11 protein-coding genes are annotated in these 16,477 nt (G+C 50.1%); 10 read left to right on the top strand and 1 reads right to left on the bottom strand.

The annotated features are described in order from the left end of the window. Positions 1–76: 76 nt before the first annotated feature. The gene (gene mscL, locus ABD852_RS21165; protein ID WP_345032572.1) at positions 77–406 is read left to right on the top strand and encodes a large-conductance mechanosensitive channel protein MscL; all 330 of its coding nucleotides are present in this window, start codon (positions 77–79) and stop codon (positions 404–406) included. Between the two features lie 71 nt (positions 407–477). Here the strand turns inward: mscL and ABD852_RS21170 are convergent, their stop codons facing one another. Further along, on the bottom strand, positions 478–1,125 hold the full coding sequence (locus tag ABD852_RS21170) for a response regulator (RefSeq protein WP_345032573.1): 648 nt from the start codon (positions 1,123–1,125) through the stop codon (positions 478–480). Between the two features lie 675 nt (positions 1,126–1,800). Here ABD852_RS21170 and ABD852_RS21175 point away from each other — a divergent pair. The 9 genes from ABD852_RS21175 to ABD852_RS21215 all read left to right on the top strand — a co-directional run bounded on the left by ABD852_RS21175 (position 1,801) and on the right by ABD852_RS21215 (position 16,427). Further along, on the top strand, positions 1,801–2,403 hold the full coding sequence (locus ABD852_RS21175) for a LuxR C-terminal-related transcriptional regulator (RefSeq protein ID WP_345032575.1): 603 nt from the start codon (positions 1,801–1,803) through the stop codon (positions 2,401–2,403). Positions 2,404–2,618: 215 nt separating this feature from the next. Further along, a complete protein-coding gene (locus ABD852_RS21180) occupies positions 2,619–4,133 on the top strand; it encodes a PQQ-dependent sugar dehydrogenase (RefSeq protein ID WP_345032577.1) in 1,515 nt (504 codons plus the stop codon). Positions 4,134–4,271: 138 nt separating this feature from the next. Continuing rightward, positions 4,272–5,858 carry a tetratricopeptide repeat protein gene (locus tag ABD852_RS21185; protein WP_345032579.1) on the top strand — a complete coding sequence of 529 codons (1,587 nt, stop codon included), beginning with the start codon at positions 4,272–4,274 and terminating at the stop codon, positions 5,856–5,858. Positions 5,859–6,297: 439 nt separating this feature from the next. Further along, complete coding sequence (locus tag ABD852_RS21190) at positions 6,298–6,939, top strand: LuxR C-terminal-related transcriptional regulator (RefSeq protein WP_345032581.1); 642 nt, start codon at positions 6,298–6,300, stop codon at positions 6,937–6,939. Positions 6,940–7,030: 91 nt separating this feature from the next. After that, positions 7,031–9,646 carry a zinc-dependent metalloprotease gene (locus tag ABD852_RS21195; RefSeq protein ID WP_345032583.1) on the top strand — a complete coding sequence of 872 codons (2,616 nt, stop codon included), beginning with the start codon at positions 7,031–7,033 and terminating at the stop codon, positions 9,644–9,646. A gap of 1,128 nt (positions 9,647–10,774) precedes the next feature. After that, complete coding sequence (locus tag ABD852_RS21200) at positions 10,775–12,106, top strand: hypothetical protein (RefSeq protein WP_345032586.1); 1,332 nt, start codon at positions 10,775–10,777, stop codon at positions 12,104–12,106. Positions 12,107–12,130: 24 nt separating this feature from the next. Continuing rightward, complete coding sequence (locus ABD852_RS21205; protein ID WP_345032587.1) at positions 12,131–14,569, top strand: Ig-like domain-containing protein; 2,439 nt, start codon at positions 12,131–12,133, stop codon at positions 14,567–14,569. Between the two features lie 67 nt (positions 14,570–14,636). Next, on the top strand, positions 14,637–15,713 hold the full coding sequence (locus tag ABD852_RS21210) for a T9SS type A sorting domain-containing protein (protein ID WP_345032588.1): 1,077 nt from the start codon (positions 14,637–14,639) through the stop codon (positions 15,711–15,713). 57 nt (positions 15,714–15,770) lie between these two features. Next, entirely contained in the window at positions 15,771–16,427 is a 657-nt protein-coding gene (locus ABD852_RS21215) for a helix-turn-helix transcriptional regulator (protein ID WP_345032590.1), read from the top strand. The last annotated feature ends 50 nt before the right edge of the window (positions 16,428–16,477 follow it).

Consider the following 16,477-nt stretch of genomic DNA (forward strand, 5'->3'; position numbering starts at 1 on the left):
TCTGATTTCCGATTTCCAACTTCCAAATACTTACCCCCTAATATTCAATTCCTTCAAACAAAAAACTTTTTCTTGTATGCTTAAAGAATTTAAAACCTTCATCGCCCAGGGCAATGTTCTGGATCTTGCTGTCGGTGTTATCATCGGCGCTGCGTTCGGGAAAATCACCACCTCGCTGGTGGATGACATTATCAATCCCATCCTCGGTCTTATCATCGGAGGTGTGGATTTTGATAAGCTTAAGTACGTCCTGAAAGAAGCCGAAGGCGAAACGGCCGAGGTAGCCATTCGTTACGGCGCCTTCCTGAACCAGGTCATTCAGTTTCTCCTGATTGCCTGGGTCATTTTCCTCATCGTGAAACTGGCCAACCGCGCCAAGTTGAGCAGCAGCCTGGAAAAGAAATAGGATTGAGGTGTGAGGTATGAGGTGTGAGGTCCGCTGCTGCGGGCTTAATGCTCAGATCTCACACCTCATACCTATTTTTGCGTCTTCGGGAAATACAAACCTTTTTCAATGGCGAATTTTATCAGGTCCACCGTCCGGTGAACGTTGAATTTCTTCATAATCGACCGATAATAGTTCCGTATGGTGTGGATGCTGAGGTTCAGCTGGTAGGCGGCTTCCTTCAGCGTAATGCCGTCGCAAACCATGTACAGCAGCTCCTTTTCGCGGGGGGATAGCAGCAAAGTATATTCATTCTCCGTCAGGATATTGTTGATCAGGTTTTTCTGAAGGTAACTCGAAATGTAATTTTCGTTCCGGGTTACTTTTTCAATTGCTTCTGAAAGTTCTTCCAGCCGGGTATTTTTGGAAAGATAGCCGGATGCGCCCGTGAACAATGCTTTTTTTATGATCTGGTAGTCCTCTACCGATGAGAGAACAATGATTTTATATTTCAGCTTTTCTCTTTTCCGTTTATCCGCCAGTTCTTTGATTAACTCCACGCCCGAAATTCCCTCCATCATCAGGTCGGTAAGCACCAGATCCGGGTTCCAGCCGGCTGTCTGGAGGAATTGCCGGCCATTTTCAAACAGTTGAACGTTCTGTGCAATGCCCATTCTTTCAAAGTAAATTTTCAGGCACTCAGCAAAAAGCTGATGGTCTTCTATAATTGCAATTTTCATCCCGGTGGATTCTTGTCTTGTTAATGGTATAGACTGATGCGTCGCCCTCTTTTTTGTGAGTAGCCGGCATGGAAAACAGTGGGCCCGGATCGGAACGTCGCGCTAACGATTAGCAGTTTGTTGACGCTGTTTTTCTACAAAAATATAGAGGAAGTGCTATTTAATTGCTATATAGACATATTTATGCCTATTTGTAAAATACTTTTATGCGTGATTTCGAGAGATAAATATTCGACTACTTTGTATAGTAAAATGTTGAAATTGGTTGCCGGGGGTTCATAGGCCCCGTTTTCAGCGGTAAAACCGGGCCGGTCCGGGGCAAATATCTATTTGGTTTTGTCTGTATCGCTATGTCACAGCTAATTCCGACGCATCCTGTTTTAAGATTCCAGTATTCCGAGTGCCGGACCCGCTCCTTGCTCGTTAAGTGATATACCAAACCCTGCAGTGACGGAGACCCCGACCGGACCTGGATGTGGTTGAGCCGGCACCAGGCTGACAGATCCGGCTTACCGGCAAATAGACGATCCGGCCAGGCAGTCTGTCCGTTCCCCGGTACCGCGGTTTACTACACCGGTCTTCATCTTCAATAACTAACTATATGATTGGAAATATTACGGAATGAACATTTTATTGACTAACACATTTCCCGCGCTCGAACCGGGTCTAAAAAGCATGCTTTCTCAAAGCCGGATGGGAAAGGTGAACATCCTGGATACAGATTTGGCAGCTATTCTCAAAGGAGGACTGAATTATGGAGATGACACCACCGTGTTTCTCGTGCTCGATCCGTCTGCGGTTGTTTTCAAGAAAGTTCAGGCGATATCGCTTGTCAGGAAAAAGCTTCCCGCCTGCAGGATCATCGTGTTTGAGATAGACACAAAAATGAATGATGAGAACATTATTCAGTACATCAGGGCGGGGGCTTCCGGTTTCCTGAACCTGGAAAGCAGCGCGGGCGATTTTGCCGACTGCCTCAGTGAAGTACGGGAAGGAAGGCATTATATTTCGTTTAAAGTGGTGGATTCCATTATCCGGCGCCTTATGGATGTAACCGCCGAGCCGGATGCTTCCGGAAAAAATCCGAAAGAACGCATTCGTCTGACCAATGCGGAGTGGGAAGTCGCTGAGTTTCTAGTGGAAGGAAAGAGCAATTCCTGGATTTCGGAAACAACAGGCCGGCACCGGTCCACCATCTCCACCATCAAAAAGAGGATTATGGGTAAAACAAAAACGACTAATATCCTGGAGCTGCGTAAGTTATTGCTAGCCGAGTAAAAATCGCTGCAACTATCAGGCAAAGGCTCGTACCCGGTTGGGTGCGGGCTTTTTTTTGAGCAAAAGTGCATGCTGCGCACGCTTTACCGTTTCATGCTCCGTGAAGGCCGCAATCTACCGCCCGAAGGGCAGTAGCTGAACGATGATTGTGCATTTATTAGAAGAGGAGTTTCGGAATGAGGGAGAGGTAAATCAATTTTTGAATACGTGCTTCTATGAAAAAGAATATAGCTTTTCGCTTGGCTGCGGTCGTTGGACTCCTTTTTTCACTGGGAATGGCTGTCCGGCCGGGATTCGAAGCAGGGCTTCCCGGGGCTGCGGCAAAGGGAGATACCGTAGACCTTGAAACGTCGCGCGTGGTGATCAGTTCCGTTGCGGAAAAACAGAACGCAATCTGGGATCTCGCCTGGGGGCCGGACAACTGGATCTGGTTTACGGACCAGGATGGGAAACTAAGCCGGCTTAACCCGGAAACAGGTGAAATAAAGCTGTTGCTCCAGGTAAAGGGATACTTCCGCAAACGGGTCGGGCTTATGACTTTCGTTCTCCATCCGGATTGGAAAAAATTTAAACAAGTGTTTGTGAATTATTCCCATATCGACAGCGATTCTGTGATTACCGCCAAATTGGTCCGCTATAACTATCGAAACGGCGCGCTGACAGATCCGGAATTGCTGATGGAGATACCCGGGTATCAGGGGCATAACGGGGCCCGCCTGGTGATCAGCGCCGACAGGAAGCTTCTTTGGGCTACCGGTGACATTGTGCAGGAAAAGAAAGTGCTGGATCCGGCTTACCCCAACGGGAAAGTATTGAGGCTTAACCTTGACGGGTCTATCCCCGCCGATAATCCGTTCCCGGGAAGCCCGGTTTGGTGCATGGGGTTCCGGGTGCCGCAGGGCCTGGTTTATACAGCGAAGGGTAATCTTTTTGTTGCCGAGCACGGCGACGCCACCGACGATGAAGTGAACCTTCTTACCCGGGGTGGGAACTACGGCTGGCCCTATATTGCAGGAACCTGCGACCTGCCGAAGGAAGAGGCTTATTGCCGGGATAACCACACCATTTTCCCGGTCAAAAGCTGGACGCCAACGATTGCGCCTGCCGGAATGGATTATTACAACGGAAATATTTCAGAATGGAAGAACGCGCTTCTGCTGACCACGCTCAAGACCCAGAGCCTGCGCGTGCTGCATTTGGACGCTTCAGGAACCCAAATTGTATCTGAAGATATTCTGTTCAGCAAAAAGTTCGGCCGCTTGCGCGACGTATGCGTTTCGCCAGCCGGCGACGTATACATCGGTACCTCTAACCGGGACTGGAACCCGCCCGCAAATTTTCCGCTCGCGACGGACGACAAAATCATAAAAATCAGGAGAATCGGTAAGGTGCCGGCGAAAGACCGCAAAAAAGCCATTGCCGGGGAAAACACAACAGAAAGCGGGGCGACGATCTATGCCTCCTATTGTGAATCCTGCCACAAGCCGGATGGCCGCGGGGTTCCGGGATCGTTTCCGTCGCTGGTAGGGTCTGCAAAACTCAGCAGGAGCAAGGAGGGATTTCTTTCTATGGTATTAAACGGCGGCCAGGCAGCTACCGGCGAGGCCATGCCCGCATTTACCTTCTTGTCGGACCGGCAATTGGCCTCGCTCGCCTCCTACGTCAGGCAGCAATTTGCGCCTGAACTCCCCGAATTGAAGGAAAGTGATTTTAAGGCTTTCAGAAAATAGGGAAGAAAAAGATAATCTTGACTTTCGGCCCCTTTTCCTTCTATCCCCACTTGCACAGGTGTAACCGGATTGGTATCTTGCTCCAACGGATTGATGAATATACAAGGTCCATGTATATCCTATTTAACAGACGGAAAGATGGGTTGGCGTATTTACCTTTTATTATTGCTACTGGCCACAGGTTCCGGTACAAAAGCGCAGGATAAGGCTTTCGATGAAGCTTATGATAAGATCTGGAAGGAATCGGCTCACAAGGATCTGAATGCCTCATTGGCTGATGCCGACTCGCTGTACCGTTCTTCCGTCTTGCCGGTCAGCCGGATGCGGTGCCTGATGCTAATTGCAAGACTGTACCAGCAGAGCGGAGATCTGGATCAATCAATCGAGTACGCGCTGAAAATTGATAAGCTGGCGGCGGAAGCCGGCAACTATACGTGGCTGGCGAGGGCCAACGGGTACCTGTCAGGTCTTTATCGGATAAACGAACTGTATGACAAGGCCAGGAGCCATTCCCGGAAAGCGCTTGCAATTATTCCGAAAATAAAAGATCCGGAACAGGCCAACAGTACGAAAGGGCTCATGCTCCAGGAACTTGCTTACACCGCAATGGCTGAGGAGAACTATCGCGAGGCCATCAGCCGTCTTCGTGAAGCCGGGCAGAGCATTGAAAAGATGCAGCACAACCGGGAAGTGAATACAATGTGCAACGAGGTGATGCTTGGAGATAACTACAGGCTCCTGGACCGTTACGATACCGCAGTTATACATTATCAACGGGCATTGACGGCAGGCATCAACTTGCCTTCTTTTTATGAAACCGGCTATGCTTTCAGGGGAATGGCTGACTCGTTTTTAAAGCAAGGGGATCTGCAGAAGGCTAAAGAATACCTTGACAAAGCGGAGCGTTTTGCCGATGAAACCAAGAATTTACAGCTGAAGGACGCGACTCACACGCTTTCAAAAGACTACTACGCCCGGGTGAAAGACCAGGAAGGACTGGCCATGGCCCGTGAAAAAAGCAACGCGGTTACCGATACCCTCCTGAATAAACGTGCGCACCTGCTCGACAAAATGTACGGTCAACTTGAGCAGAACGAAATAACGAACAAGTTGAGAAATGACCGGAAGGATGTGGTAATCGTTGTAGCCTTCGTACTGCTTGTGTCCGCGATTGTGTTTTTTGCCTGGTATAAGAGAAAGCGCAGACGGGAACTTGAACAGGTAAAAGCAGTCCTCGAACGACTGAGCGGAAATGAAGTTGTTCCCGGGCCTGTTGAAGCCGCGACTGATTTTGACGAAACATTTGACCTTCAGGAAAAAGATACGGCGGGGAACCAGGGAAGTGTGGAAAAGCGGATCATGCCGCCGGAGACCGAACGAATTTTACTGGATCGGCTCGCCGAATTTGAAAAGTCCGGCCTTTTCCTGGAAAATGGGTTTTCACTGTCTTCTCTGGCGACACAGCTGGATAGCAATACCAAGTATATTTCCTACCTGGTCAGGAAATACAAGGAGTCAGACTTTAACGGGTATGTGAACGAGCTCCGCATTAATTTTGCCATTAAAATGCTCCGGGAGAACCCGCAGTGGAGACAGTACAAAATAAGCGCTTTGGCCGCCGAGTCCGGCTTCTCTTCTCATAGCCAGTTTGCGGCAGTATTCAAACAGCAAACCGGGTTGCCTCCTTCCGCATTTATCAGGCACCTTGCCGAAGAACTGGGGTAGTTCCGGCGTAGCTTCCAGCAGTTTATTCTCTCAATATTTTTTTATCGTTCCGGTCGACGTAACCATTGCAAGCCGTTTATGGGTTAACGAAGAAACTTGTAGCCGTCTGCCCTGTGGTACGCCTTGTCGTTACGGGTGTTTTTCTGTGTTTTTATTGCTGAAGGGTAGAAAAACTTGCTGTTTACTACCAGAATTCCGGAATTCCGGTATAGTTGGCATTGATGGACTTGCCGGTCTGCAATTACTTTTGACCTCAAAGTAATTAACTATAACCATGTGACGGAATGTTGATACGACCCGCCGTTCAATCATAGAATTCCCACTACCACGCTCGCGCCAAATGGCTCCATCATTTACTCATACCCCCGCAACGGGACCTCACACCTCTGTTGTGAACATCGTAATCATTGATAAATCGGCTGTTCAGCGCCTGGGCCTTATGAAGCTTATAAGTGAAAGCATGCAAGAGGTTGCGCTGACGGGCTTTGACAAAGTCCGGGAACCTGCGCAAGTTCCCGGGCAGGGGTGCGATCTGGTGATGCTTTGCCTTTCACAGGCAGATCCGCTGGATGAAAACGTCCGCCAGCTGAGGATGGTATCGGGACAGTATCCCGAAGCCAAAATACTTGTATTGGAGACGGTCCGGGGCCTGCAGACTTTCAGAAACCTTTTGGCCTACCTTAAGCTGGGTGTCAGGGGGTATGTTACCGCATTTGATCCGCTGGAAAACATTGAGCATTCGATAAGAAAGGTGTTGGCCGGGAACCGGTACGTCGGTGAGGAAGCATTGGAGTGGCTCCTGGACCATCTTGCCAATGAAGAAGTGGCCACCTACCTTACGGCCAACGAGCTGGATGTTGCCAGGTTACTCGCAGAGGGGCGCTCGGTTTCCCGGATTGCCAGGGAAACCAACCGGAAAATTTCTACAATCAGCACCATTAAAAGGAGTATCCTCCGGAAAACCAATGTCAGCAATCTCCTCAAACTTGGTGAGATTCTGAGCCGGCAAAGCGACCCCGAACTCGCGGGATCAGGTCGCCGGGCTTTATCTAAAAAGAGGTTGGGGCGTTTTCAGGTTTGAAAACAGCGCGACCTCCAATCTTCCGAACCTATCAAACCGGTTTAACTACACTACTTTGACTTATTTATTGCACTATTTAATCTTATTTCCTATGAAGGCAGTTTTTACAATTTTATTCGCACTATCGCTCCAGCTTGCATTGGCTCAAACGGGTTTTTTCACCAAAGCAAAGGTGCCGGATGCGACTTCGGCCCGGATCGGGAGCTACATCTCCAGGTTTTCCCTGTTCCAGGTGCATACAGCAAAGCTGAAATTCTACCTGAAAGACGCCCCGCTGGAGTTCAGCGGAAAGCGCACCCCCGGCATTCCGCTGGAAGTGCCGCTACCGGACGGGACGGTAGCCGTTTTCGATATTTTCGAATCGCCGATTCTCGCTGCCCATGTGGCCCGCAAACACCCGGAGATCAGGACCTACGCGGGGAAAGGCCGGCAGAACCCCCGGCTCACGATCCGTATCAATTTTACTTCCAGTGGGTTTAGCGCCGTCATTCTCGGAGCGGGAGATGACACGGCCTATTTCGAAAAGCTCAAAGACGGAACTGCAGACAGCACCTATAAATGCTACTTTGCCGGTGATGCGGTAAGCCCGGCCCATCATAAGGCGAACAACAGCAATAACCGGTGCGGGGTCCATGATTCGGAAAGCCTCGGGGGAAACGGCTTGGATACGCATACGGAGCACGGGCGGATAGGCGCAGTTTCTGCTACCGGCGCTACGCTCCGGACCTTTAAACTGGCAATGGCGGCTACGGCTGAATTTACGGCCCAGAAGGGCAACGGTATACAGATAGAGGGCTTTAATGCACTTACCAATTATGTAAATAACCTGAATGCCGTTTACCGGCAGGAGCTGAGCATCGCGTTTTCGCTGGTCAGTGACGAAACGCTGGTTTACACAGATGCTGCTAACGACCCCTATAGCAACGACGACCAGGATGCCATGCTGGATCAAAACCAAGCCAACCTGGATGCTATTTTCGGGAGCACCGGTTATGACATCGGGCACGTGCTGGGCACGCTGGGCGGATCCGGCGGTGGTGTTGCCGTCCGGCCGTCGGTGTGTGATGACGCGACCAAAGGACAGGGCGTTTCCGGTGTGGGAGATGGTAATTTTCCTGAAGTGTTTGATTTTCAGCTTGTAGCTCACGAGATCGGTCACCAGTTCGGGATGTCGCATACCTACAACAGCAATGTACCGGTGTGTACAACGCGGGCTTTCGAAACCTCGGTGGAGCCGGGCGCGGGAACTACGATTATGAGCTACGGATTTACCTGCAGCAATACAAATATTGCCGATGGTATGCTGGGCGATGACGACTACGAAACGCCTTATGCCCCTTTCTTGAATTTTCATGCCGTAAGCCTGGAGCAGGCAAACGCCTACGTGGCAACGCTGAGCTGCTTTACCGAAACTGCTACGGGTAACGCTGTCCCCGCTATTGCGGCTATGACGGCCCTGCATACGGTGCCAAGGTCTACACCTTTTGTCCTGGAAGGACAGGCTACAGACGCTGACCCAGGTGACGTTTTGAGTTACAGCTGGGAGGGAACCAGTATCAGCGATGAATCCGACAAGACGCATCTCACCGCCACAACCATTTCCGATGCTGCCAGGCCGCCTTTCTTCCGGTCGTACGTCCCGGTGCAGGCTACTGAAAGCAACCCGGGCAGAAGGTTCTACCCGAGGCTTTCGGCCGTTCTGGATGGCTCCAACTATGCGAAAGGAGATAAGCTGCCTTCCGTGGGCATTATTACTACGCACGCCCTCACCGTGCGCGACAGCCGGGGCGGGGTGACCAGGGAAAACGTGACAGTAACTATAGACGGCGGCTCAGGGCCCTTCCTGGTAACCGATGACCCTTCCGGAACCCACGAAGCCAATAGCCAGCTGGCAGTAAAGTGGAGCGTGAACGGGACTACCGCTGCGCCGGTAAGCTGTACGCTGGTCGATATTCTCCTGTCGACGGATGGAGGATTGACATTTTCGACCCTGCTGGCGAGCGGCCTTCCTAATTCAGGCAGCGCGTCGGTTGTACTCCCCAACATCAATACAACGACGGCCAGGATCAAAGTAGCGCCCAGCACCAGCACCGATGCCGGAAATGTGCCCAATATCTTTTTCGATATATCCAACCAGGATTTTACCATAGAGAACGCCATGCCGGTCGAACTAATCAGTTTTGAGGTTACGCGCGAGGAGCCGGGTAATGTGCAGCTTTCCTGGAAAACCACACAGGAAGTGAACAACCTGGGGTTTGACATCGAGATGAGTCTCGATGCCCGCGGGTTTTTGAAAGCAGGCTTCGTTCCGGCGATTGGAAAAAACACGGTCAATTTATACCGCTATACCATCGGTAATCTTTTGGCGGGAACCTATTATTTCCGTTTGAAGCAAATAGATTATGACGGGAAGTATGCATATTCTCCAGTCAGAAGGTTGAAATTGGGGGCTGACGGAACCACGGCTGAGGCGTATTTGTATCCAAACCCTGCTGGTAATACCCTCAGGATAAACAGCAGTTTTTACGGAAAAGGCGAACCCAGGCTAGAGATTTTGGATTTAAAAGGTGTTTCGATCCTTATCCCTGTAAAAACCATATCGAGGGACCATTGTGAAGCAGATGTCAGTTCGCTGGCGCCCGGCGTCTATATTTTATCGTTAACTACCGACGGCCTTTCCCAAAGCCTGAAATTTATCAAGAAGTAGAAGCGTAAAATCCCCCAGAGAATAAAAGCAGGGCTGTTCCGGGTTATAACTCCGGTGCAGCCCTGCTTTTTGTACATATATCCCGGTACATATGCTCCTGATTTATCAATCCGAATTCACGACCGACCGCACAAAGCCTGATGGCTGAAGTTTGATTGGCAAAAACAGAGGATAGAAAATTCTCTATTAACGGAATCGGGTTGCTAAGGATTATTGATGCGGTCATAGGAGAGGTATTAGCGTTTGATTGCGTAGAAATATTTGGATAATGTAGCTAGGTTTCTATTTTTCTATGCGACGGAAGTAGTTATGAAACAGGGAAAAGGTTGGGCTTGGAATGTAAATTTATAATGGTATTATTATGCAAAATATTGCATAAGTTATATAAAATAGCGCTATTCTGTCAAAATTCCGGAATTTCTGTAACGTATACGTTGTTTGGGACGCTACATTCAGTCTGCTTTTGTCGTAGAAACAAGGCGATGAAGTTTTGTAGGCCTGTAGTAATATTTAGGTAAGTGTCCCGGAGCAGAAAAGTGTATGACGATACCGCTTCTTGCCTATATAAGTCGTATTGAAATAGAAATTTATGTATACCCGGAGATTAAAATAGAGTTGATTTGAATTGCCCGGGAAAGATGTTTTTTAGGTGTTAGTATTTAAATACAATTCGATGGATTCTTGTCCCCCCAAAAGAAAAACCATGGATGCATTTCAGAATTACCTCGTCACTCCCAGTCGGCGTGTAGAAGGACATGATTCAGTTCCTTCTCCGTGGCCGGCGGGCTTTGTTATCAGGCTGAAATTGATTACAAACCTTCTCGTCAGGCATAGGGATACGGCCTTGTATCCCGGAAGGCCGATGTTGTCAGCTGCCCTTTAAACAGGAAAGAATTAGCCTGCTTCTGATCTAAAGTTAAGGCGATAGTGCCTTTGCCGCAGGATCCGGATTACCGGCCTTAAAACAGGGCCGATGGCTTTTTTCACCTGAGCGGAACGCTTGTTTCCCGACCGGAAATTGAATTTCCGGCAGGGGAGCGCTATGTCTCAACTGAACTGGAATTTCGTCCCCCCGAAGGCCCCCTTCTTTTTCCAATAACTATTCAGGTTTCACTAAAAATCAAGTCTATGTACAAAACTCTAACAAAAACATTTGGCCTGCGCCGCAGCAGGTATTGGTTTGGAAGATGCGTTGCCGGCTGGTTGTTGGGGGTGTTGTTAAGTCACCACCTTTCCGCCCAGGTTACCATCCCGTCAGGTTCATATATCATCCAGATGAATGCCAATACGTCGGCCGCAGACAAAGGGCTTAAGCCTTATGGGATGATTCACGAACTGGTGAAGTTTTATAACGTCCCGGTACTGTGGGTGGTAAAGGAAGGAAAAGCAAAAGACGCTACCGACTATGTGATTAACGGCACTGCTTATTCAGGAAGCTTGTTTGTTATATCGTCGGAGTTTTTAAGCTCTTCCGTTCAAACCGTTATCAACCAGTGGAGAGCCGCTTCCAACACAACCAACGGCGGAAACGGCTATACCAGGGGATTTGTGACCGCCAACCAGATTCCTTCCGATTATACCTTCCAGGGTGCGAAAACGATGACTATCCGCAGCGTGCCCCTGTGGACCCTGGACGATAAAAACGGTAAGATTTCCGAAAAGTTCATTCAGAATGCGGGGATTCCGTCCAGCGCTTATAACCGGATAGATCCTCAAAATCTTGGTGCCTGTAACGATATCTTTGTCATGCCCCACGCTGATCCGAAATGGAGCACGCACGGGAATCTTCTCACGTGGAACCAGGTAAGCAAAGGTTCAATCTGGGCGGGATGTCATGCCATCAGTGCGCTTGAAAATACTTACAACCCTGCCAATATTTCGCAGCAAATGAATTTTCTTACCCGTAAGGTAACCGCCGCCGGGACGGGAATCGTTCTTCCGCAAGCAGGTAAAACCAGCTATTCCCAGAATTCACTGGTGCTGTGGGACAAGCATAAGGACGGAACGCCAGCTTACCTGACGAACGCAGCTATGCCGGTTACCCAAACCGGTAAGGCTACGCCCGCCGACGACTGGGTGTCACAGTATCTGGGTACTTCAGACCTCGCCCATACCAACGGGAGCGAGCAGATTTACATGCCGGTATTAGGCGGCGGGTGGAGAGATGAAGCGAATGTTATCGCATATGACCCCACCCAGGAAGATGTACCGGGCAAGTCGCCGGGTGTTGCCGCGGTCATCGTGTATGGGCAGGCGTTCGGTGACCCCAACCGTGGCTCGGTGATGTATGAATCCGGGCATGATATCAACGAAAACAACGCATCGGGAGTAGCAGCGATGCGGGCCTTTTTTAACTGGAGCTTCATGACTATGGAAGGCAAAACCCCCCATGTCGGCCCGATCGCGGCAGTGGGCGCTTCCGGTAGTAATATGGCTGTACCTGTTCAGCTTTCTGTCTGAGCCAGTTCTCCTATAGGGGCCGCTTTGACGTATAAGTGGACGGCCATAAGGAAAAGCGACTCTGCACCGGTCGGAAGCTTTTCGGTCAACAATAGCGCTGGTGCCGCCACTACCGTATTTACTCCTCCCACTGTTACTTCACCTACAGAAATCGTTATTCAGGTAGTTGTCACCGACGCCTGCGGCAGGGTTGCCGTATCAGCAGACAATTTTAATGTTACCAACGAAGTGAGTGTTGCCGGTAAATTGTGGCACGACTCCGACGGAAATGCCGTAGCCGGGGCCGGCGAAAAAACGGTCAGCGGGAACAGCGGCGATAGCAACGGCGGAAGTTCGCTGGTAACGGGCGGCAATGTGTATGCCAACCTTGTCAATGCAGATAACCAGGTAGTTCAGTCTGTTCAGGTAAGTCCCGACGGAACGTTTCTCTTCGCGGATGTGCAGGCCGGACATGCGTATAAGATTATTCTTACTACCGAGCAGAAAGCGCCGGCTTCTACTCTCGAAGCTGCAGATGCCCAACTGCCTTCGGGATGGGTGGCAACCGGTACAAACCTCGAAGGCGCCGCCGATACGGATAACAAGGGTGGTGTCCTGTCACTCGGGACGCTTACAGGCGAGGTCGGGAATGCCGATTTCGGAATGGAACAGGCGCCGGTCGCAAGAGATAAGACCTCGGAGGCTTTGATCAACCCAGGGGGTACCACGAAGGTACCGCTTGCTGCTTCCCTGTTCGAAGCAAGTGATTTTGAAGATGCCCCCGACGGGTATACCGGCAATCTTTCCGGCCGGGAGGTAGTCCTTTTCCCGGCTACCAACGGTACACTCTACTACAATGGCGTAGCCATTACTACAGCTACCCCGATTGCTGCGTTTGATCCGGGAAAGGTGTCGGTAGATCCCGATGGTACCAGTCCGTGGAGTACAGTAGAGGTTACATTCGAATTTACGGTAAAAGATAACGCGCAGGTGGTGTCGGCTCCGGGTACTATTACCGTGCCGTTTGTTCCCGCGTTGATTGCTATTAACGACATCAATCAGACGCCGCAGGATGTACCGGTAAACGGAGATGTGCTCACAAACGATGAAGGAAGCGGACTTTCCGTGACGGGGGCAACCCAGGGAGGGACACCGATACCGGTAGGCGTTGCCACTACGGTTTCCGGGGTCAATAAGAGCGGTGCAGCGGTTAGCAACGCGGGAAGTATTGTGCTGAATGCCAACGGCACGTACACCTTTACACCCGCTCCCGGTTTCAACGGGACCATTAACCCGATAGTCTACAATATTACAGATGTAGGCGGAGATACGGATAATGCCATACTGGATATCAAAGTGATCCCGGCAACTACCGCAGGAAACGACGGCCCTATCGCGCAGGATGATAATGTGAAGACAGAAATAAATACCCCGATCAGCGCCAATGTGCTCGTCAATGACAGCGACCCGGATGGTGATCCGCTTACGGTAACAGGATCATCCATACCGCTCGGCTTTACGGTACAGGTTCCCGGGAAAGACAAGGATGGCAATAATGTTCCTAACGCAGGGACGCTTCTTCTGAAGCCCGACGGCTCCTATACGTTTACGCCTGCTAATGGATTTGCCGGTACGGTCGATCCGGTTGACTATACGATTTCCGATGGAAAGGGAGGAACGGATGCCGCGCAGCTGAACATCGTGGTACTGCCTGCGGCAGACAATACCACACTGGCCAATGATGATGCCAATTCGGCTCCGAAAGGTAAAACCATGACCGGTAATGTGAAAAGCAACGACTCGGATCCTGAAGGAAACACCACAACCGTGACTACTGCGAATGCGAACGGTACTCCGATTGTCATCGGGAACACACCGACGGTAATTCCCGGAGCCGGTCAGTTAACACTCAGGCCCGACGGAAGCTATACGTTTGTTCCTGACGCTGATTTTGTAGGAACCGTCCCGGTAGTGTACCAGGTTTGCGATAACGGTACGCCGGTAGCCTGCGACCTGGCTACCCTGTACCTTACCACCTTGGATGCGGTAGTCCCCGATCTTACCCCGTTCGTAACATTTGACCCTAACGTGATATCCGGAACCAGAGGGTTTACCGCGCGTATTCGTGTGCTCAATCTGAACAGTACTTCGGGTGGGCCTACCACGGGCGCAAAAATTACGGTGAGGGTACCCAAAAATGCCAAATGGACAGTGGTTTGGGATGGCGCGGCCACTTCGAACGCCCTGGGAACATTGCACAACGCTATCTGGACCTATTCGGCTTCAGGGATTTACCACACTTGGACAGCTACCGCAGTGATACCCAAAGGGGGTTCGCGCTACATCGGGTTCACCGGCACCTTTACGCCCGGAAAGACCATGGGCACCTCGCCGGTGACGGTACAGATCGACTACCCGAGCGGCGGTGAAACCAACGATGCGAATAATACGGATATAGAGTCTGTGGAGTATTCGGGCTTCTAAAATGATTTTTCGGTCGGGGCCGGAAGTGGTCCCGACCACCTTTATTAAAACCAACCGTACTCTTTTTATGAAACGATTATTTTTACCAGTATTTTTCTGCCTCATTTTCTCCGCAGCTTTTGCCGACACCAACCCGTTTGTACAAAGTGCGAACATCAGCGTTGCCCCGATCCCCGGTGCAAATCCATATGCTACTTTTTCCTTCCTTTTTGGCAATAGCGGCAGCGAACCTATAGGATTCGAGGATGTTGACGGAGAATATGACCCCATTACGCTCATCATAAGCATGGGCAACGGCACCTATGACGACGACCATTATAATGACCCGGTAAGCGCCGTGGGAGGAGACTATAAAGACTACTTTTCCTGGACTTATAATGCAGCCACCAGCACCTATACCGGGAAACAGATAAAGGAGATAGAAGCCCGGGGCGGAGGTGAAATTACCATCGCTTATAAAGCCACAAAAGCTACGCCGATGACGCAGCCATTCAATGGATTTAATGTCAACCTGACTTCCAATGGCAATGCTCCCAACGGACCGGGCACAAACCCGACCGAGGATGATTATACAAAGGAATTTACCTATGTAGACGGAAGCCTACCGGTCGCTTTGGCTGAGTTCAATGTCACAAGGGAAGGCGCCGGCGCCCTGCTGCGCTGGGTGACTACCGAAGAGATCAATAGCAGCTATTCCCAGGTAGAACGCAGTACCGATGCAAGAAACTGGGCAAGCCTCGGGACAGCCCGGGCTCAGGGAGAAGGCCGGTCGCTGATAAATTACCGGTTTAGTCATGGCTCTCCTCCTTACGGGATTAATTACTACCGGTTAAAAATGGTGGACGTCGACGCAAGTTTTGAATACAGCCCGGTTAAATCGATTGATTTTAAAGGAGGAAAAGAAGAAGATATATTTGTTGGCTATCCCAACCCGGTAACCGATCGCATATGGGTCAACAGCAAGCTTCAGAGCCGCTTCCATAGTCTCCGGGTACAGAACGTGTCGGGCCGGACGCTTATCGACCTTGCTTCTTTTCCGGTCAATGGAATTGATGCCGCTAACCTCCCGGCAGGCATTTACATTCTGACGTTAAAGTCGCAAAACGGATCAACCCTGCACCAGAAAATATCGGTACTGAGATAGAGGTGTGTAGTTGCCGGAAAGGGATACGCCCGGGACGGAGCACAAAGAAGAATAAAAATGGATATAGTAATCATTGGCAAATCGCCCATTTACAACCTGGGATTTACAAATGTCTTACGTGAAAAAGCGAAGCGCATTGTGATAGAAAATCCGGGAGATCGGTCTCAGGCCGTCAAAAGCAGGGACGTATCCACTGAAACTATTGTAATCGTATGTCTTTCGCAAATGGACGCTCCTGATGAAAATCTTTCGGAGCTGAAAGCGGCGTCCAGGAAGTATCCTAAAAGCAGGATAGTTGTTTTTGAAATCGTTTCTCAAAGAAATCCTTGTCAGAATCTGAGGGCTTATCTGAATTACGGGGTAAGTGGTTTTCTTACTACGCTTGATTCTTTGGAGGTAATCAATGACTGCTTTGAAAGTATAGGACAGGACAGAAGATATATTTGTCCACAGGCCGTAGATTGGTTGATGAACGATTTCGCGGCGGAAAGGGAAAGCCGGCCTCTGCTTACCAAGACAGAGTTCTATATTGCCAGGGAGCTTTCCGAAGGGTTGTCTGTAAGCGAAATTGCCAGGAAGACGAATCGGAAATCGTCGACGATCAGTACCATCAAAAAGAATATTTTCCGCAAAATGAATACCGACAATATCGTTAAGCTGAGGGAAAAGGTGCTGAATTCGGAGTTGCGCGATTTTTCTCAAGTGGTACGCTGACCGGACTGCCGGTTTATTGAATGTCGTACCTCGTTTAAAGGCCGGCTTTT

This window comes from Ravibacter arvi (assembly GCF_039540405.1).
In the GTDB taxonomy this organism is placed as follows: Bacteria; Bacteroidota; Bacteroidia; order Cytophagales; family Spirosomataceae; genus Ravibacter; species Ravibacter arvi.

Coding starts and splice junctions, on each gene's coding strand:
- ABD852_RS21200 (WP_345032586.1), top strand. CDS start 10,775: ATGTACAAAACTCTAACAAAAACATTTGGCCTGCGCCGCAGCAGGTAT.
- ABD852_RS21190 (WP_345032581.1), top strand. CDS start 6,298: ATGAAGCTTATAAGTGAAAGCATGCAAGAGGTTGCGCTGACGGGCTTT.
- ABD852_RS21175 (WP_345032575.1), top strand. CDS start 1,801: ATGCTTTCTCAAAGCCGGATGGGAAAGGTGAACATCCTGGATACAGAT.
- ABD852_RS21210 (WP_345032588.1), top strand. CDS start 14,637: ATGAAACGATTATTTTTACCAGTATTTTTCTGCCTCATTTTCTCCGCA.
- ABD852_RS21185 (WP_345032579.1), top strand. CDS start 4,272: ATGGGTTGGCGTATTTACCTTTTATTATTGCTACTGGCCACAGGTTCC.
- ABD852_RS21195 (WP_345032583.1), top strand. CDS start 7,031: ATGAAGGCAGTTTTTACAATTTTATTCGCACTATCGCTCCAGCTTGCA.
- mscL (WP_345032572.1), top strand. CDS start 77: ATGCTTAAAGAATTTAAAACCTTCATCGCCCAGGGCAATGTTCTGGAT.
- ABD852_RS21180 (WP_345032577.1), top strand. CDS start 2,619: ATGAAAAAGAATATAGCTTTTCGCTTGGCTGCGGTCGTTGGACTCCTT.
- ABD852_RS21215 (WP_345032590.1), top strand. CDS start 15,771: ATGGATATAGTAATCATTGGCAAATCGCCCATTTACAACCTGGGATTT.
- ABD852_RS21170 (WP_345032573.1), bottom strand. CDS start 1,125: ATGAAAATTGCAATTATAGAAGACCATCAGCTTTTTGCTGAGTGCCTG.